The sequence below is a fragment of the Nonomuraea sp. MTCD27 genome, from assembly GCF_041950495.1.
In the GTDB taxonomy this organism is placed as follows: domain Bacteria; phylum Actinomycetota; class Actinomycetes; order Streptosporangiales; family Streptosporangiaceae; genus Nonomuraea.
The window spans coordinates 238350-256137 of the sequence record NZ_JBGNUW010000017.1; the positions used below are offsets into that span (position 1 = coordinate 238350).

The following is a 17788-nucleotide window of genomic DNA, read 5'->3' on the forward strand; positions in this document are numbered from 1 at the left end:
TCACACCCCGGGTACAGTCCTGAAGATCAATCGCCGGTGATCCCGGAGAGCAGTTCGTCGAGCGCCGCCTTCACCCGCTCGACCCCCACCCCGCCGTCCCTGAGCCGGTGGACGAGCAGTGGCGCGGCGAGCGGCGCCAGGAGGGCGTCGGCCAGGCAGAAGGCGTCGGCCTCCGGGCGCAACCGGCCGATCAGCATGGCGAGGTGCCCGTGATAGGCCTCGTACGCGCCGCCGAAGCGGGCCAGCGGCCCCGCCGTCTCCGCCATGAGCAGAAGATCGAGCTGCTCGACCGTCCGGTCCGTGAGCGCCCGCAGGAACGCCCTGGCCCGCTCCCCCGGCTGCGCGCCGGGCCCCAGCGGCGGCGGGCCCTCGATGAACGCCGCCTGGAACTCCCGCTCCCGCGCGTCGATCAGCGCGTACGCCAGCCCCGAGCGGTCCCCGAAACGCCGGTAGAGCGTGCCGACGCCGACCCCCGCCGCCGCGGCCACGTCCGCCATGGACAGGCCCTGCACCCCTTGCGTGGCGACGATGCCCTCGGCCGCGGCGAGGATCTTGGCCCGGTTGCGGGCGGCGTCGGTGCGCTCCCGCCGCCCCGCCCCCTTGGTCGTCGCGGTCTCCGGCTCGGTGGGCTCGCGTCTCACGAGTCCCATCCTCGCACCGCTTGCATCCGGAATGGGTTCCGCTTACAGTCGAAAGCGGAATTAATTCCGGATAAGGAGGCGCTCATGGCACGGAGAGTCGCCCTGGTGACAGGGGGCAGCAGGGGGATCGGAGCGGCCGTCGCGCGGCGGCTGGCGGGTGACGGGTTCGACGTGGCGATCACGTACCGGAGCGCGGGCGGGCGGGCCGCCACCGTGGTCAAGGAGATCGAGGCGGCCGGCGGGCGCGCGCTCGGCCTGCGCACCGAGGCCGCCGACCCGCGGGCGCTGGTGGAGGCGGTGGAGCGGACGGCCGGCGAGCTGGGCCGCCTTGACGTGCTGGTGAGCAATGCGGGCATCGCGCCGTACGGGGCGCTGGAGGAGGTGACCGTCGATCAGGTGGACGAGCTGCTCGCCGTGCACGCGCGGGCGTCGTTCGTGCTGGCGCAGGCGGCGGCGCGGCACATGAGCGCGGGCGCCGCCATCGTGCTCATCGGCAGCAGCCTGGCCGAGCGGGTGCCGTACGAGGGCTGGACGGCGTACGCGATGAGCAAGTCCGCGCTGATCGGCCTGACCAAGGGCCTGGCCAGGGACCTGGGCCCGCGCGGCATCACCGCGAACCTGGTCAGCCCCGGCTCCACCGACACCGAGATGAACCCGGCCGACAGCCCGGAGGCCGACGAGGAGCGGCGCCACACCGCGCTGGGCCGCTACTGCTCGCCCGAGGACATCGCCGCCGCCGTGGCCTATCTCGCCGGGGAGGGCGGGCGCGCCGTCACGGGCGCGACGATCCCCGTGGACGCCGGCGTGACGGCCTGACCTGAGCTACAGGCACGGGTCGGTGCTGCTGTCGACGACCTTGTCCTTGAGCGAGTCCGGGATCGCCGAGGCGACCCGCACGCCGGGCCAGTCCTTCCCGATGACGAGCTGGATGACCGGCCCGTCGGGGGCCTTGGCGGGCTTCCCGGCGCTCTTCGACTCGTACGGCTGGGAGACCAGAGCCTTGACCTTGCCTTCCACGGGCGTGCGCTTGTCCTTCGACAGCCGCGCGGCCAGCGCGTCACCGTAGGCGGGGCCGTCCTGGGCGTCCTTCCTGGCGTACCGGATCGTCGTGGTGTCCGCCGGGGCGGCGTTGCCGACCTGCGTGACCACGAAGCCCTGGGCGGCCAGCGCGTCGGCCACCTGGATGGCCTTGCCGTCCTGGCCGCTGGCGTTGAGCACCTGCAGGCGCACCTGGCCGTGCTCGATCTTGGGGGCGGCGGACTTGCCCGGCGTGGGAGAGGTGGTGACCTCGACGTCGTTGCGCACGCTCTCGAAGAAGTCGCGCGCGGCCGGCTCGGCGAACTGCACCCGGTCCGTGTCCGCCGGGTACGGCTCGATGGGCACCGTGATGCCCTTGAGCTCCTTGGCGGTCAGGCCCCTGACGCTGTTGCCGATCTCCACCATCCGATCGAGGGAGAGCTTGTCGTCCACGGTGACGGCCTGGACGGCCGCCTGCAGGAAGCCGTTCAGCTTGATGGGGTCGGTGAGCAGGCCGCCGTCGGTGACCTTCTCCAGCACCGCGGTGAGGAAGACCTGCTGGCGCTGGATCCGGCTGAGGTCGCTGCCGTCGCCCAGGGCGTACCTGGTGCGGACGTAGCCGAGCGCCTGCTCGCCGTTCACCACGTGCTTGCCCGCGCCCAGCACGAGCTTGGCCTGGGGGTCGTTGACCGGCTTGGGCAGGCAGATCTCGATGCCGCCGATGGCGTCGATGATGGCCTTGAATCCGGTGAAGTCGACCTTCACGAAGTGGTTGATCTTGATGTTGGTGAGGGACTCGAGGGTCCTGATCGTGCAGTTGATGCCGCCGTCGTTGAAGGCGGAGTTGATCTGGCGGAGCCCGGCGGGCAGCACGGCGCCGTTCCTGCCCTTGCACTGCGGGATCATGACCATGGAGTCGCGCGGAAAGCTGATCATGGTGGCGTTGTCCCGGTTCGGGGCGATGTGCAGGAGCATGATGGTGTCCGTGCGCTCCCCCGTGCCCTGGGACTTGGCGCCGTACTTCTTGTTGTCGCCGTCGCGGGAGTCGGAGCCGACGAGCAGCACGTTGAGCGCGCCGGTGTCCGGCGGGCGGCTCGGGCCCACATCGATGGGCGCGGTCACCAGGCCGCCGAAGAGGTAGCGGTAGTAGGCGTAGCCGCCGAGGGAGCCGGCCACCAGCAGGATCGTCAGCGCCACGCTCACCCAGCCGAGCGGCGTCAGCGGGTTGCGCCGCGGCTCGGAACGGCGCTTCCGCCGGCCCGGCTGCGGAGGTGGTGGCGGGGCGACGCGACGCCCCAGAACCGCTTCTTCCTGCCGATTTCCCACGCGGTTCACCCCTTGCGCCATGATCGCGAAGCTTAGTCACAAACAGGAACTCAGGAGGACATGTCCGTTCATCTCGGCTTGTTCGCCTCCCCATCATCGGTCAGACGGTGGCCCTGCGGATACTCCTCAATCACCGCGATCGAGGGCTCCATCCAAAGCATGCGAAAACGCGGCGTCACGACGCACGGTGACGCCATCATGACGGTCATGCTGTTGACCGAGATGGCCCCACCCCCCGGCGCGCAGGAGGTGGCCGGACTGCGCGCCAGGGCCAGAACCGCCCGGCGCGGCGCGCTCGTGGCGCTCTCCGCCTCGATCGCGCTGCTGGCCACCGCGCAGTTGCTCGCCGACCGGGCCGCGACCAGGGAACACGCGCTCCCGCTGGCCGTCCTGTCCCTGGCCGTCTTCGCCGCCGCCCTCCCCGCCCTCGCGATCACCCAGTACGCCTGGGGCGCGCGGGCCCGCCTGGTCCGGCAGAGGGAGCGGGAGCTGTACGCCGCCGCCCGCTCCGGCCGGGCCCGCCCCCTGACCCGGCTGGCCGTCGCCTGCGGCTGGGCGGTGACCCTCCTGCTCGGCTGGACCGCGCCGCGCTTCTTCCGCGAGGCCGCCATGTACGCCTTCGCCGACGCGCTGACCTGGGCCGTAGAGGCGCTGTCGGTGATCAGCGTGGCCGCCGGGGTGTTGTTCCTGCTCTGGTGGGCACGGGACGCGTTGGGGATACTGGCGCGCGCCCTGCGATCGGGCGGATCACCTGGCGATCCATGGGACCCCGGCCACGGCGCGCGTCCGCGAGAGGGCGCGGCGCTCTGGACGGGCGCGGCCGTTGCGGTCGCGGCCCTGCTCGGGGCCCGCGCCCACCTCTGGGAGCCGGCCACCGGCGTGATCTACGCGCTGCTCACCGCCGCCCTCGTCTGCGGGGTTGTTACCGACGAGTAGCATAGGCACGGAACCCCATCCACAAGCGAGGAGCGAATCCGTGCCTTCCTCTCGTGACGTCGTGTTCGTCGACGGCGTGCGCACGCCCTTCGGCAGGTCAGGGCCGAAGGGGCTGTACGCGGAGACCCGCGCCGACGACCTGGTCGTCCGCGTCATCCGCGAGCTCATCAGGCGTAACCCCAACCTGCCACCCGAGCGTGTGGACGAGGTCGCCATCGCCGCGACCACGCAGATCGGCGACCAGGGCCTGACCATCGGGCGCTCGGCGGCGGTGCTGGCCGGCCTGCCGAAGACCGTGCCCGGCTACGCCATCGACCGCATGTGCGCGGGCGCGATGACGGCGGTCACCACGGTCGCGGGCGGCATCGCGTTCGGCGCGTACGACGTCGCCATCGCCGGCGGCGTCGAGCACATGGGCCGCCACCCCATGGGCGAGGGCGTCGACCCGAACCCGCGCTTCCTGTCGGAGAAGCTGGTCGACCCCAGCGCGCTGGTCATGGGCATGACGGCGGAGAACCTGCACGACCGCTACCCGGCGATCACCAAGGAGCGCGCGGACGCGTACGCGGTGCTGTCGCAGGAGAAGGCGGCCAAGGCGTACGCCGACGGCAAGATCCAGCCCGACCTGGTGCCGACCGCGATCAGGACGGCGGAGAAGGGCTGGGGCCTGGCCGTCGAGGACGAGGCGCCGCGGCCGGGCACGACGATGGAGGGGCTGGGCGGGCTCAAGACGCCGTTCCGGCCGCACGGCCACGTCACGGCGGGCAACTCCTCCGGCATCAACGACGGCGCCACCGGCTGCGTGGTGGCCGCCGCGGACGTCGCGGCCGAGCTGGGGCTGACGCCGAAGATGCGGCTGGTGTCGTACGCGTTCGCGGGTGTGGATCCCGAGGTCATGGGCGTGGGGCCGATCCCGTCCACGGAGCGGGCGCTTCGCCTGGCGAATCTCGATATTTCGGATATCGGGCTGTTCGAGATCAACGAGGCGTTCGCCGTACAGGTGCTGGCCTTCCTCGACCACTTCGGGATCGCCGACGACGACCCCCGCGTCAACGCCTACGGCGGCGCGATCGCCTACGGCCACCCGCTCGCCTCCTCGGGCGTGCGGCTGATGACGCAGCTCGCCCGGCAGTTCGGCGAGCGTCCCGACGTGCGTTACGGCATCACCACGATGTGCGTCGGCATGGGCATGGGCGGCACCGTGATCTGGGAGAACCTGGCATGACCAACATCGACACCTGGCGGGCGCTGCTGAGCGAGCGCAACACCGACGAAGTCGTCACCAAGGCGCTCGTGCGCGACGTGCAGCTGCCCTACGGCGCCGGCACGATGGCGCTGATCACCCTGGACAACGGCTTCGACCACACCAAGCCCAACACGTTCGGCCCGCACGGCCTGTTCGCGCTGAACGGGGCGCTGTCGGAGATCGCCCAGCGCACCGACCTGGCCGCGGTGGGCGTGACGGGCAAGCCGTTCATCTTCGCCGTCGGCGCCGACCTCAAGGGCGCGGCCTCCGTGGCCTCTCGTGAGGAGGCGCTGGCCATCGGCGCGCTCGGCCACCACGTCTTCCGCCGGCTGGGCGAGCTGGCGATCCCGTCGTTCGCGTTCGTGAACGGCGCGGCCATGGGCGGCGGCCTGGAGATCGCGCTGCACTGCACGTACCGGACGATCTCGGCGGGCGTGCCCGCGGTGGCGCTGCCGGAGTGCTTCCTCGGCCTGGTGCCGGGCTGGGGCGGCACCCAGCTGCTGCCCCGCCTCGTCGGCCCGGCGAACGCGATCAAGCTGATCATCGAGAACCCGCTGGCGAACAACCGCATGATCAAGGGTACGGACGCGTTCGGGCTGGGTGTGGCCGACGCGATGTTCGAGCCCGCGGACTTCCTGGAGGAGTCGCTGCGCTGGGCCGCCAAGGTGGTCAACGGCGACGTGGCGGTGGAGCGGCCGGCTCACGGGGAGGGCTGGGAGAAGGCCGTCAACGACGCCCGGTTCCTGGTGGACATGAAGCTGCGGGGCGCCTCGCCGGCGCCGTACCGGGCGCTCGACCTGATCGCGCGGGCCGAGACCGCGGGCCGGGACGAGGGCTTCGCCGCCGAGGACGACGCGCTGGCCGACCTGCTCATGAGCGACGAGCTGCGGGCCGGGCTCTACTCCTTCGATCTCGTGCAGCGCCGCGCCAAGCGGCCGGCGGGCGCGCCGGACGCGTCGCAGGCCCGCAAGGTGACCAAGGTCGGCGTGGTGGGCGCGGGCCTGATGGCCTCGCAGATGGCGCTGCTGTTCGCCCGCCGCCTGGAGGTGCCCGTCGTGCTGACCGACCTCGACCAGGCCCGGCTGGACAAGGGCGTCGGGTACGTGCACGCCGAGGTGGACAAGCTGCTGTCCAAGGGCCGCGTGTCGCCGGACCAGGCCAACCGGCTCAAGGCCCTGGTGACCGGCTCGCTGACCAAGGACGCCTTCGCCGACGCCGACTTCGTGATCGAGGCCGTGTTCGAGGACATGGCGGTCAAGAAGCAGGTGTTCGCCGAGGTCGAGGCCGTGGTCTCGGCGGAGTGCGTGCTGGCCACGAACACCTCCTCGCTGTCGCTCACCGAGATGGGCGCCGGGCTGGCGCACCCGGAGCGGCTGGTCGGGTTCCACTTCTTCAACCCGGTCGCGGTCATGCCGCTGCTGGAGATCATCAGGGGCGCCGCGACGGACGACGCCACGCTGGCCACGGCGTTCGCGGTGGGCAGGTCGCTGAGGAAGTCGTCGGTGCTGGTCAAGGACGCCCCGGCGTTCGTGGTCAACCGGTTGCTGACCTGCTTCATGGGCGAGGTCGTCGCCGCCGTGGACGAGGGCACGCCGCTGGAGACGGCCGAGCACGCGCTCGACGGGCTCGGGCTGCCGATGACGCCGTTCGCGCTGCTGCAGCTCGTCGGCCCGGCGGTCGGCCTGCACGTGGCCGAGACGCTGCACGAGGCGTTCCCCGACCGCTTCGGCGTCTCGGAGAACATGGCCAAGCTGGTCGCCTCGGGCAAGCCGGGCGTCTACCGGCCGGACTTCACGCTCGACCCGGAGGCGGTGGCCCTGTTCGCGGGCGGCTCCGCACCGTCCACGGCCGAGCAGGTGCGCGAGCGCGTGCTGCGGGCCCTGGCCAAGGAGATCCGCATCATGCTGGACGAGGGCGTCGTGGCCGCCGCGCAGGACATCGACCTGTGCATGATCCTCGGCGCCGGCTGGCCGTTCCATCTGGGCGGGATCACCCCGTACCTGGACAGGAGCGGCATCGCCCGGCCGCGGTTCCTCGAACCCGGGGTGGCCTCGCTGCCCGCCTGATTTTGGGGAGGCCCGTACGGCGGGCCTCCTTAACTCCCTCCGGCCTCCGTCGTAGCGTTTGGTGCCGTCCTACGAACGGAGAGTAACCATGATGAGAGCAGCCGCCGCCATCGCGCTCTGCGGGACCTTCCTGATCGGCGGGTCGTCGCCCGCGACGGCCGCGCCCGATCCGAAGCCCGGGGTGCAGCTCAAGATCGTCAACGCGGTCAAGGGCGGGCAGACGAAGACCGTCTGGCTCCACTGCGCGCCCGTCGGGGGCACCCATCCCAACCCGCGGGCCGCCTGCCGCCTGCTGGAGCAGGTGAACGGCAAGCCGGCCCAGCTCGCCGTGGCGCCCAACACGGCGTGCACCCGGGAGTTCGAGCCGCACGCCGTCGTGGTCGTGGGCCGCTGGCACCGCCAGGTGGTCAAGTGGGCCAAGGTCTTCCCGAACTCCTGCGAGGTGCGGGCCGCGACGGGGGCCGTCGCGTCACTCTGACACGTACGCGGCGGGGGATGGGCGACGCGCTCATCCCCCCTCGCGCTCGGCGGCCCTCTTCTGCCACGGGGTCGCGGTGCGGCTGTGCCAGTAGCCGTAGCCGAAGTAGAGCACCACGCCGATGGCCATCCAGACCAGGAACCTCAGCCACGTCTGCACCGGCAGGTTGAGCATCAGGTAGAGGCAGGCCAGCACGGACAAGATCGGCAGCACCGGCACGAACGGCGCCCGGAACACCCGGGGCAGGTCCGGCCGCGTCCTCCTGAGGATGATCACGCCGATCGACACGACCACGAACGCGAACAGCGTGCCGATGTTCACCAGCTCGGCCAGCTCCCCGAACGACACGAACCCGGCCAGCGCCATCGTGACCAGCCCGATGATCACCGTCAGCCGGGCCGGGGTGCCGTAGCGCGGGTGGACCGTGGCCAGCGAGCGCGGCAGCAGCCCGTCGCGGCACATCGCGAACAACACCCGGGTCTGGCCCAGCATCAGCACGAGCACCACGGTCGTCAGGCCGGCGATCGCGCCCACGCTGATGATGGTGGCCAGCCAGGCATGGCCGACCGCGGTGAAGGCGTCCGACAGCGGCGCGGCCGTGCTCAGCTCGCTGTAGTGCTGCATGCCGACGACGACGAGCGAGACGGCGACGTACAGGACCGTGCAGATGGCCAGGGAGCCGAGGATGCCGCGTGGCACGTCGTGCTGCGGCCTGATGGTCTCCTCGGCGGCGGTGGCCACGATGTCGAAGCCGATGAAGGCGAAGAACACGATCGCCGCGGCGGAGAAGATGCCGATCACGCCGAACGCGACCGGCGTGATGCCGAACAGCACCTGGATGAGCGGCGCCTGGAGCCCTTCCACGCGCGCCGTGGACACCGCCTCGGGGATGAACGGCGTGTAGTTGGCGGCCTTGACGAAGAACAGCCCCGCCACGATCACCAGCAGCACGACCGCGATCTTGGTGATCACCAGGATCAGGTTGACCCGCGAGGACAGCTTGATCCCGGCCACCAGGATCGCGGTGAGGAGCAGCACGATGAGGATGGCCGGCACGTTGACCACCGGATCCTCGCCGGCGATGGCGGCGGGCAGCTCGAGGCCGACGGAGGCCAGCATCGAGGCGAAATAGCCCGACCAGCCGACCGCCACCACGGCGGCGGCCAGCGCCAGCTCCAGGATCAGGTCCCAGCCGATCACCCAGGCGGGGAACTCGCCCAGGGTGGCGAAGGAGAAGGTGTAGGCCGACCCGGCGACCGGGATCGTGGAGGCGAACTCGGCGTAGCACAGAGCCGCCAGCCCGCAGACGATCGCGGCGACGACGAACGACAGCGCCACCGCGGGACCCGCCAGCTCCTTGGCGACCTGCCCGGTGAGCACGAAGATCCCGGTGCCGACGATCACGCCGATGCCGAAGACGGTGAGGTCGGTGGCCGTCAGGCGCTTGCGCAGCTGATGCTCCGGGTCCTCGGTGTCGCGGATCGACTGCTCGACAGTCTTCGTCCGAAAGATGTCCACGATCAGCCATCCTTCCCATACCCCCGGTGATCATTCCGATGTCAGGGTCGGATCGGGGAGGATCCCGATGGAATCTCACGATCCGGGTAGCAGGCTGTGACTATGGTCAACGATCTGCTCGATGCCCTGGCCGGGCAGGACCTCGGCGTGGTGCTGCCACTGCTGCTGGTCTTCCTGACCCTGGACGCCTCGGTGGGGGTCGGCCTGATCACTCCTGGCGACGGGCTGCTGCTGGTCGCGGGCGCCACCGCCGACAGCGCGGGCGAGGCGCTGGCGCTGATCGTGGCGGGTGTGCTGGCGTGCTTCGCGGGCGCCTCCGGGGGCCACTTCCTCGGCCGGCGCTACGGCTCCCGGCTGCGGCACGGCAGGCTGGGGCGGCGCATCGGGGAGCCGCGGTGGGTCCGCGCGGAGCGGCTGTTCGAGCGGAGCGGGTGGGCGCTGGCGCTGGCGTATTTCCTGCCGGTGCTGCACGCGCTGACCCCGGCCGTGGCGGGCACGGTGGGCATGTCGTACCGCAGGTTCATGCCGTGGGCGATGCTGGGCAGCACCGCCTGGGTGAGCACGTACGTGACGCTCGGCGCGGTGGCCGGCGGCGTGGTGCGGCAGCACGCGCAGTGGCTGCTGCCGGTGGCGGCCGCGGCGGTGGTCGTGGTGCTGGGGATCACCGCCGCGGTCCGCAGGATGCTCAGCGGCGGGCCGGCTCCACGTGGGAGGTCCGCTTCGCGACCGCCTCGGTGATCTGCCGGGCGAGGTCCTGCCCGGTCAGGCCGATCTGGCCGAGGATCGCGGCCCGCTTGGCGTGGTCGAGGAAGCGCTGCGGGATGCCGAAGGTGCGTACGGGCACGTCGACGTCGGCGTCGCGCAGCAGGCGGGCCACGGCGTCGCCCACGCCGCCCACGCGCCCGTTGTCCTCGACGACCGCCACCAGCTTGTGCGCGCCGGCGGCCAGCACGAGCGCCTCGTCCAGCGGCTTGACCCAGCGCGGGTCGACCACGGTGGCCGAGATGCCCTGGGCGTCGAGCAGGACCGCGGCGTCCATGCAGGCCTGGGCCATCGGGCCCACACCCACGAGCAGCACGTCGGGCTCGCCCGCGCCGTCTCCTTCCGGTGCCCGGAGGAGGTCCATCTCGCCCAGCTTGCCCACCGGATCGAGCGCCTCGGCGACCGGGCCCTTGGGGAAGCGCAGCACGGTGGGGCCGTCGGTGACCTCGACGGCCTCGCGCAGCAGCTCGGTCAGGCGGTCGCCGTCGCGCGGCACGGCGATCCGGAGCCCGGGCACGACCTGGAGGATCGACAGGTCCCACATGCCGTTGTGGCTGGCGCCGTCGTCGCCGGTCACGCCCGCCCGGTCGAGCACCACCGTGACCGGCAGCCGGTGCAGGGCGACGTCCATGAGGAGCTGGTCGAAGGCCCGGTTGAGGAACGTGGCGTAGACGGCCACCACCGGGTGCATGCCGCCCAGCGCGAGCCCGGCGGCGCTGGTCAGCGCGTGCTGCTCGGCGATGCCGACGTCGTAGATGCGGTCGGGGTAGGCCTCGGCGAAGGCGTTGAGGCCCGTCGGGTGGAGCATGGCGGCGGTGATCGCCACCAGGTCCTCGCGCTCCTTGCCGAGCCTGACGAGCTCCTCGCTGAAGACGTTGGTCCAGATGCGGCCCTTGGGCTTCTCCGCGCCGGTGGCCCGGTCGAAGGCGCCGGGCGAGTGGAACTGGTCCTCGTCGTGGTTCTCGGCCGGGGTGTAGCCGCGGCCCTTCTGGGTGAGGGCATGGACGATGACGGGGCCGCGGAAGTCGCGAGCCTTGCGCAGGGCCGCCTCCATGGCCTGCTCGTCGTGGCCGTCGATGGGGCCGACGTATTTGAGGCCGAGGTCCTCGAACATCACCTGCGGCGCCAGGACGTCCTTGACGCCCTTCTTGAAGCCGTGCAGGGCGTCGTAGAGGACGGGAACGTTCCCCAGCTTGTCCTTGAAGTATTCGAGCATGTCCTCGTAGCGGCGGTTGACCCGCAGGGAGGACAGGTGTGAGGCCAGGCCGCCGATCGTGGGCGAGTAGGAGCGCCCGTTGTCGTTGACCACGATCACGACGGGCAGGTCCTTGACGGCGGCGATGTTGTTGAGCGCCTCCCAGGCCATGCCGCCGGTCAGGGCGCCGTCGCCGATCACCGCGACGACCGTGCGGTCGGCCTGGCGGCGCAGCTTGAACGCCTTGGCCAGGCCGTCGGCGTAGGACAGCGCGGTGGAGGCGTGGGAGTTCTCCACGAAGTCGTGCTCGGACTCGGCCTGGCTGGGATAGCCCGACAGGCCGCCCTCCTGCTTGAGCGCCTCGAAGCCGGCGGCCCGGCCGGTGAGCACCTTGTGCACGTATGCCTGGTGACCGGTGTCCCAGACGATGGGGTCGTTCGGCGAGTCGAAGACACGGTGGAGCGCGATGGTGAGCTCCACCACACCGAGGTTGGGGCCGAGGTGACCGCCGAACCTCGCGCAGGAGTCGACGAGAACGTCACGAATCTCCCCCGCGAGCCGCGGCAACTCCTCGGCAGCGAGCCGTTTGACGTCCTGCGGTCCCTTGATCGAGCCCAGCAACCCGCTCACGGATGCGACTCCCCTCTGCTCTTGTACGCCGATCCCCAGAGTCTAGTTCGCGGACGCCTCACTGACTCCATCGAGTCAAATCCACCCACATATGTCCGATCTTGACCTACTCTTTCGGTACCTATGAACTCCGTCCCCAAAAGCAGACTCGCGACACTTGTGGCGGCCGCGCTGGCACTTGCCCTGGCAGCGGCCGCTTTGGTGCTCGTGCTGGCGGATGTGGCCACCACGTCGACGGACCCCGTCAACGAGGGCCAGCAGCTGTCGTCCCCGCCGGCGAAGGTGTCCAGCGAGAAGCAAGGGGCCGGGGCCCCCGGCAGGACGCTGGCGACCGCGAACCCCCTCTACAGGACCGGGCGGCTCACGGATGTGAACTGCTCGCCCGGCACCCTCCCGGCCGGGAGCATGGTGGCGTACCGGCGCTTCCTGACCCGCGTGACGGCCTGCCTGAACAGGGCGTGGGCCGCGCAGTTCCGCAAGGCGGAGATGCCCTTCGCCAAACCGCGGCTGCGCATCATCACCAGCAAGGTCAAGACGCCCTGCGGCGCGTGGAACACCGGCGCCGACGGCGTCTACTGCTCCACCGACCGCACGATGTACCTGATGATCAGCAGGGACCAGCTGCGCAACCCGTTCCCGCTCGGGATCACCCGGCTGATCGCCCACGAATACGGCCACCACGTGCAGCAGGTCTCCGGCATCTGGAATTACTACTGGTCCGCCAGGGCGACCGCCGGCAAGGCCAAGCGGCTGCAGTTGTCGCGCAATTCCGAGTTGCAGGCGGAGTGTTTCTCCTCGGTCTTCATGAGCACCATGAAGGGCACGCCACTGGTCACCGACGCCGACTGGGCGTACACGGTGGGCTGGTTCAGGAAGAACGGCGCCAGGGGCTGGCCCCAGAACGACCACGGCAAGGGGCCGACGCAGGCGGCGTGGATGACCCGCGGTTTCAATCGCGGCACCCCGGGCTCGTGCAACACCTGGGCGGCAAATCCCCGTAACACCACCTGAACACCCTTTAACGCTGCTTTACCTGGGACTCCCTCTTTAATAGGGTGCCTTCTCATGCGTATCCCCCGATTGGCGCTCATGGCGGGCGTCCTGGCGAGCATGCTGTTCGCCGGCACCGCCCATGCGGCCACCGCGTCCGCGCCGGCGTACAAGCCGGTCTTAGTGAAGAGCCCGATCTACAAGACGGGCAAGCTCGGCTACGAGACCTGCGAGGAGCCGCGCGTCCAGGGCGGGAGTCTGGACGAGGTGAAGGGCTATCTCGACGCCGTGCTCGACTGTCTCAACGAGGCCTGGGAGCCCAAGGTCAAGCAGGCCGGCTTCAAGTTCAGCAAGCCCGGCATGCAGGTGATCACCAAGCTCGGCGCCAAGACCGGCTGCGGCGGGTTCCCAGCCGGCGCCCAGGCGCTCTACTGCTCGCTGAACAACAAGATCACGTTCCTGGTCAGCCCGAACCTGGTCGAAGAGCCGAACGACCTCATGCTGATGCTGGTCCTGGCCCACGAGTACGGCCACCACATCCAGCAGCTCACCGGCATGTTCAAGGCCCTGCAGTCCTACGACGGCAAGAGCGAGGCCGTGCTGCTCGACGTGATCCGCCGCTTCGAGCTCCAGGCCGAGTGCCTGTCGGGGACGTTCATCGGCAGCGTGTGGCACTCGCTCGGCCGCCCGGAGACCGACTTCACCTACATCGTGAAGCACGGCGGCAGCGGCCTCGACCTGTCCGCCATCGGCGTGAAGCAGAAGAGCTGGGGCGAGCAGACGCACGGCAGCGCCAAGAACGCCGGGCTCTGGCTCAAGCGGGGCTTCGACACCGAGTCGGCCGGCGGCTGCAACACCTGGAAGGCGCCGAAGTCTCAGGTGTCCTAAATCACGCCTTTATCACTAAGATCCGCGATCGTGCGCATAACCCTCATAGCGCTGGCCACGTGCATGGTCGCGGGTCTCCTCGCCCCGGCCCCGGCCCGGGCGGCGCCCGGGGTCGCGCGGCCCGGGCTGCTGGACGAGATGGGCGGCGACGTCGTCCCGCTGTCGTGCTCGATCCCCCGGATCCGGCTGGGGAGCGTGGCCTCCCTCAGGTCCTTCCACCGGGCGATGGCCGGGTGCGCCGACCGCTTCTGGTCCGCCAGGTTCGCCGCCGCCGGCCTCCCCTACAGCCCGCCCGAGGTCACGATCACCACGGGCGACGACTCGGTCTGCGGGTCGATCACCGGGAGCGGCGCGCAGTACTGTCCCGACCACCGCACGATCGTCATCCGCATCATGGAGCACGACCTGCGGGACCCGTTCCGGATGAACATCGCGCACTCCGTCGCCCACGAGTGGGGGCACCACGTGCAGCAGCTCATCGGGGTGCTGGACGCGCAGGCCGCGCTGTACGAGCCCGCCTCGGACGGCGCGCGCCGGCTGCTGAGCCACCGGCTGGAGATGCAGGCCGAGTGCTTCGCCGGGGTCTTCTACAGCGCCACGCTGAAGTCGATCAAGCCCGGGATCTCCTGGGAGGACTGGATCTCGGCGGTGCGGATGGCGGACGAGAGCGACATCCACGGCAAGCCCCGCAACCTGGCGCTGTGGCAGGACCGGGGGTACAAGGGTGGGGCCACGGGGTTCTGCAACACGTGGACGGCCGCCAAGGGCAAGGTCACCTGAGGCTCTCAGGCGTTGGCGCGGGCCAGCACCTCCAGGGGGTCGGCCAGGACGTGGGCGAAGGCCAGCTCGGCCGCGCCCACCAGGGTGGCCGCGTCGCCCAGCGCCGACGTGCGCAGCCGCAGCCGCTCCCGCTGCGGCGCCATGGCGTGCAGGGTGAGCTGCGAACGCACCTGCGCCGCCGAGCCCAGGTAGATCTCCCGCAGCATCCCCCCGAAGATCACCATTTCCGGGTTGAAGATGTTCACCAGGTTCGCCACGCCCAGCCCGAGCCAGTCGCCCACCCGGCTGAGCGCCTCCTGGGCCACGATGTCGCCCCGGTCGGCCGCGTCCACCACGGCCCGCACCGCGTCCCGGCCCTGCCGCCCCGACGAGACCCGGCCCGCCGACTCCAGCAGCGCCCGCTCCCCCACCTCCGCCTCCAGGCAGCCGTGCGAGCCGCAGCCGCAGGCGCGGCCGCCCGGGTTGACGACCATGTGGCCGACCTCGCCCCCGTAGCCGTCGTGGCCGCCGAGCAGGTGGCCGCCGGCGATGATGCCGCCGCCGATGCCGACGTCGCCGTGCAGGTAGATGAGGTCCCGGACGGCGGCTCCGACGCCGCGGCTGTGCTCGGCGAGCGCGCCCAGGTTGGCGTCGTTGCCGACGCTGACCGGCAGCCCCAGGCCGAGCCGGCGGCCCAGCTCCTCGCCGAACGGCACCTCCTCGGCCTTCAGGTTGGGCCCGAACCGCACCACGCCGTCGCCCTTGCGCACGCCGCCCGACACGGCCGCCGCCGCGCCCACGCAGACGGTGTCGGCCCTGGTCTTGCGGCGCATCTGGCGGGCGAACCCGGCCAGCACGCCCACCACCTCGTCCAGCTCGAACGTGCCGCGGTCGCGTACGGCCTCCCGGCGGTCGAGGATCACCCCGCCCAGCCCGACGCGGGCGACGGCCAGCCGGTCGGGGCCGACGTCGAAGGCGAACACGTAGACCCGCGCCGACTCCGGGCGCACCACGAGCGAGGGCCGGCCCGCGCGCCCGGTCTCGCGCGGCAGCTCCTCGCGGACGAGCCCGGCCGCCGTGAGATCGGAGGTCAGGGCCATGATCGTGCTGCGGTTGAGCCCCATCTTCGAGGTCAGCTCGGCGCGCGAGATCGGCCCGCCCAGGTGGACATGGCGGAGCAGCGCGCCGAGATTGTGGCGCCTGATGTCCTCTTGGGAGGGACCGGCACGCATGGTCTGGGGTTCCTTCAGGGGCTGAGAGTCGCTGATCACCTTAGACCAGCGGCAGCCGCCCGCTTGCGCGCCAGGGCGTCCACACCTGCGGCGAGCAGCAGGACAGACCCTGTGACCAGGTACTTCACGCTCGCGCCGTACCCCATCAGGCCCATGCCGTTCTCGATCACGGCCACCACGGCGCCGCCGAGCACGGCGTCGAGCACCCGGCCCTTGCCGCCGAACAGGCTCGTGCCGCCGATGACCGCCGCGCCGACCGCGTACAGCAGGACGGAGCTGCCGCCCGTGTTCGGGTCCACGGAGCTGGCCCGCGACGCGGCCACGATGCCGCCGATGGCGGCCATCGAGGAGCAGATCACGAACGCGCTGATCTTGATCCGGTCGACCGGGATGCCCGCCCGGCGGGCGGCCTCGGTGTTGCCGCCGACGGCGTAGAGGTGCCGCCCGAACGCGGTACGGCGCAGCACCAGCGTCCACACGACCAGCAGCGCCAGGATGACCGGCACCACGATCGGCACGCCGGTGAGCGAGACCAGCGCGGGGTTGCGGCTGCGCTCCAGGTTGAGCGCGAAGACCGCGAGACCGGCGAAGAGCGCCAGCATGCCGATGCGGAAGGCGATCAGGGTGAGCGGGTCGGCCACCAGGCCGCGCTTGGACCGGCTCCTGGCCCGCCTGAGCTGCACCCCGGCGAAGATCGCCACGCACGCCGCGTACAGGGCCCAGCCGAGCCAGGGCGGCAGGTTCCGGTTGGCGATGGCGACGACCACGCTGTCGCGGATGGAGATGTTCGTGCCCTCGTCGACCAGCACCAGGACCAGGCCCTGGAAGGCGAGGAAGGCAGCCAGCGTGACCACGAACGACGGTATGCCCACCTTCGCGACCAGCGTGCCCAGCACGGTGCCGATGATCACGCCGGTGAGGACGGCGGCCAGCATGGCCACGTACCAGGGCAGGCCGGCGCTGGTGAGCGTGACGGCCAGGACCGCCGCGCAGACGCCGCTGGCGAAGCCGGCCGACAGGTCGATCTCGCCGAGCAGCAGCACGAACACCAGGCCCATGGCGATGAGCGTGATGGCCGCGCCCTGCGTGAACAGGTTGGCGAAGTTGATCGCGGTGATGAAGGAGGGGCGGGCGACGGCGAAGACCGCGCAGAGCACGACCAGGCCCAGCACGGCGGGCAGCGCGCCCATGTCGCCGCCGCGCACCCGCTGCGCGTACGCGAGGAAGCTGTTTTTGATCGACGGGGCCTGCGCAGCCGCGACGATGGCCTCCCCCGGGAGTTCCTTGACCTTGTTCATGGGGTGACCCCGTTCTTGAGGCCCAGATCGCCGCTGCGGCCTGAAGTGATCAGTTCGACGACCTGTGCGTGCGTCACGTCGGCGGTCTTGACCTGGGCGGCCATCCTGCCGAGATAGAGCGCCGCGATCCGGTCGGAGACGGCGAACACGTCGTTCATGTTGTGCGAGATGAGCACCACGGCCAGGCCGGTGTCGGCCAGCCGGCGCACCAGCTCCAGCACCTGCGCGGTCTGGGCCACGCCCAGCGCCGCGGTGGGCTCGTCGAGGATGACGACCTTGCTGTTCCACAGCACGGCCTTGGCGATGGCCACGGTCTGCCGCTGCCCGCCGGACAGGCTGGAGACCTGCTGCCTGATGGACTTCACCGTGCGCACGGAAAGGCCGCTGAGGGTCTTCTCGGCCAGTTCCTCCATGCTGTCCTCGTCGAGCAGGAGGCCGTTCTTGCGCTCCCGGCCGAGGAACATGTTCTGGACGATGTCGAGGTTGTCGCACAGGGCGAGGTCCTGGTAGACGATCTCGATGCCCAGCTCGCCCGCGTCGCGGGGGCTGTGCACGGTGACCTCGCGGCCGTCGAAGAGGACCTGGCCCGCGTCGATCGGGTAGATGCCGCCGATGCACTTGACCAGCGTGGACTTGCCCGCGCCGTTGTCGCCGACGAGCGCGGTGACCTCGCCGGGGAACGCGGAGAGCTCGACATTGTGCAGGACCTTCACCGGGCCGAAGCTCTTGTCGATCCCGCGCACTTCAAGGAGGGGGGTCATGTGGCTCCCTAAACAGGGGTACGGCCGCGCTGGTGGCGCGGACCG

At 71.0% G+C, this 17788-nt stretch carries 17 protein-coding genes; 9 read left to right on the forward strand and 8 right to left on the reverse strand.

Features of this window, described 5'->3' with window-relative positions:
• Positions 1-26: 26 nt before the first annotated feature.
• Entirely contained in the window at positions 27-641 is a 615-nt protein-coding gene (locus ACBJ59_RS41470; RefSeq protein WP_375115591.1) for a TetR/AcrR family transcriptional regulator, read from the reverse strand.
• Positions 642-725: 84 nt separating this feature from the next.
• On the opposite strand from ACBJ59_RS41470, the gene ACBJ59_RS41475 reads away from it, so the two are divergent.
• Positions 726-1457 (forward strand): SDR family NAD(P)-dependent oxidoreductase, encoded by a 732-nt coding sequence (locus ACBJ59_RS41475; RefSeq protein WP_375115592.1) that lies wholly within the window; start codon positions 726-728, stop codon positions 1455-1457.
• Positions 1458-1463: 6 nt separating this feature from the next.
• Here ACBJ59_RS41475 and ACBJ59_RS41480 read toward each other — a convergent pair whose 3' ends face one another.
• Both ACBJ59_RS41480 and ACBJ59_RS41485 read right to left on the reverse strand, forming a co-directional pair.
• On the reverse strand, positions 1464-2984 hold the full coding sequence (locus ACBJ59_RS41480) for an LCP family protein (RefSeq protein ID WP_375115593.1): 1521 nt from the start codon (positions 2982-2984) through the stop codon (positions 1464-1466).
• A gap of 68 nt (positions 2985-3052) precedes the next feature.
• A complete protein-coding gene (locus tag ACBJ59_RS41485; protein ID WP_375115594.1) occupies positions 3053-3193 on the reverse strand; it encodes a hypothetical protein in 141 nt (46 codons plus the stop codon).
• Between ACBJ59_RS41485 and ACBJ59_RS41490 the strand changes: the two genes are divergently transcribed.
• From ACBJ59_RS41490 to ACBJ59_RS41505, 4 genes are all read left to right on the forward strand, one after another.
• Positions 3192-3920: a hypothetical protein gene (locus ACBJ59_RS41490; RefSeq protein WP_375115595.1), complete on the forward strand. Its 729-nt coding sequence runs from the start codon at positions 3192-3194 to the stop codon at positions 3918-3920. The genes ACBJ59_RS41485 and ACBJ59_RS41490 overlap by 2 nt on opposite strands.
• 61 nt (positions 3921-3981) lie before the next feature.
• Positions 3982-5145 (forward strand): acetyl-CoA C-acyltransferase, encoded by a 1164-nt coding sequence (locus ACBJ59_RS41495; RefSeq protein WP_364115158.1) that lies wholly within the window; start codon positions 3982-3984, stop codon positions 5143-5145.
• Positions 5142-7232: a 3-hydroxyacyl-CoA dehydrogenase NAD-binding domain-containing protein gene (locus ACBJ59_RS41500; RefSeq protein ID WP_375115596.1), complete on the forward strand. Its 2091-nt coding sequence runs from the start codon at positions 5142-5144 to the stop codon at positions 7230-7232. The genes ACBJ59_RS41495 and ACBJ59_RS41500 overlap by 4 nt, the downstream gene beginning before the upstream one ends.
• Before the next feature lie 88 nt (positions 7233-7320).
• Positions 7321-7710: an SSI family serine proteinase inhibitor gene (locus ACBJ59_RS41505; protein ID WP_375115597.1), complete on the forward strand. Its 390-nt coding sequence runs from the start codon at positions 7321-7323 to the stop codon at positions 7708-7710.
• 30 nt (positions 7711-7740) lie between these two features.
• On the opposite strand, the gene ACBJ59_RS41510 is transcribed toward ACBJ59_RS41505, so the two are convergent.
• Positions 7741-9228, reverse strand: coding sequence for an amino acid permease (locus tag ACBJ59_RS41510; protein ID WP_375115598.1), 1488 nt, complete (start codon positions 9226-9228; stop codon positions 7741-7743).
• A 102-nt stretch (positions 9229-9330) separates the two neighbouring features.
• On the opposite strand from ACBJ59_RS41510, the gene ACBJ59_RS41515 reads away from it, so the two are divergent.
• Positions 9331-9966: a DedA family protein gene (locus tag ACBJ59_RS41515; protein WP_375115599.1), complete on the forward strand. Its 636-nt coding sequence runs from the start codon at positions 9331-9333 to the stop codon at positions 9964-9966.
• Here the strand turns inward: ACBJ59_RS41515 and dxs are convergent.
• Positions 9914-11806 (reverse strand): 1-deoxy-D-xylulose-5-phosphate synthase, encoded by a 1893-nt coding sequence (gene dxs, locus ACBJ59_RS41520; RefSeq protein ID WP_375115671.1) that lies wholly within the window; start codon positions 11804-11806, stop codon positions 9914-9916. The genes ACBJ59_RS41515 and dxs overlap by 53 nt on opposite strands.
• Positions 11807-11938: 132 nt before the next feature.
• Here dxs and ACBJ59_RS41525 point away from each other — a divergent pair, with 132 nt between their 5' ends.
• Genes ACBJ59_RS41525 through ACBJ59_RS41535 form a run of 3 tightly spaced genes read left to right on the forward strand, consistent with a single transcriptional unit; the run spans position 11939 to position 14473 of the window.
• Positions 11939-12826, forward strand: coding sequence for a neutral zinc metallopeptidase (locus ACBJ59_RS41525; protein WP_375115600.1), 888 nt, complete (start codon positions 11939-11941; stop codon positions 12824-12826).
• A 54-nt stretch (positions 12827-12880) separates the two neighbouring features.
• The gene (locus ACBJ59_RS41530; protein ID WP_364114918.1) at positions 12881-13693 is read left to right on the forward strand and encodes a neutral zinc metallopeptidase; all 813 of its coding nucleotides are present in this window, start codon (positions 12881-12883) and stop codon (positions 13691-13693) included.
• A gap of 30 nt (positions 13694-13723) precedes the next feature.
• Positions 13724-14473, forward strand: coding sequence for a neutral zinc metallopeptidase (locus ACBJ59_RS41535; protein WP_375115601.1), 750 nt, complete (start codon positions 13724-13726; stop codon positions 14471-14473).
• A gap of 5 nt (positions 14474-14478) precedes the next feature.
• Here the strand turns inward: ACBJ59_RS41535 and ACBJ59_RS41540 are convergent, their stop codons facing one another.
• From ACBJ59_RS41540 to ACBJ59_RS41550, 3 genes are read right to left on the reverse strand one after another with little or no spacing between them, the layout of a single operon-like run.
• Positions 14479-15684 carry an ROK family protein gene (locus tag ACBJ59_RS41540; RefSeq protein WP_375115602.1) on the reverse strand — a complete coding sequence of 402 codons (1206 nt, stop codon included), beginning with the start codon at positions 15682-15684 and terminating at the stop codon, positions 14479-14481.
• 35 nt (positions 15685-15719) lie between these two features.
• The gene (locus tag ACBJ59_RS41545; protein WP_375115603.1) at positions 15720-16982 is read right to left on the reverse strand and encodes a sugar ABC transporter permease; all 1263 of its coding nucleotides are present in this window, start codon (positions 16980-16982) and stop codon (positions 15720-15722) included.
• Positions 16979-17743, reverse strand: coding sequence for an ATP-binding cassette domain-containing protein (locus ACBJ59_RS41550; RefSeq protein ID WP_375115604.1), 765 nt, complete (start codon positions 17741-17743; stop codon positions 16979-16981). The genes ACBJ59_RS41545 and ACBJ59_RS41550 overlap by 4 nt, the downstream gene beginning before the upstream one ends.
• Positions 17744-17788 lie beyond the last annotated feature (45 nt).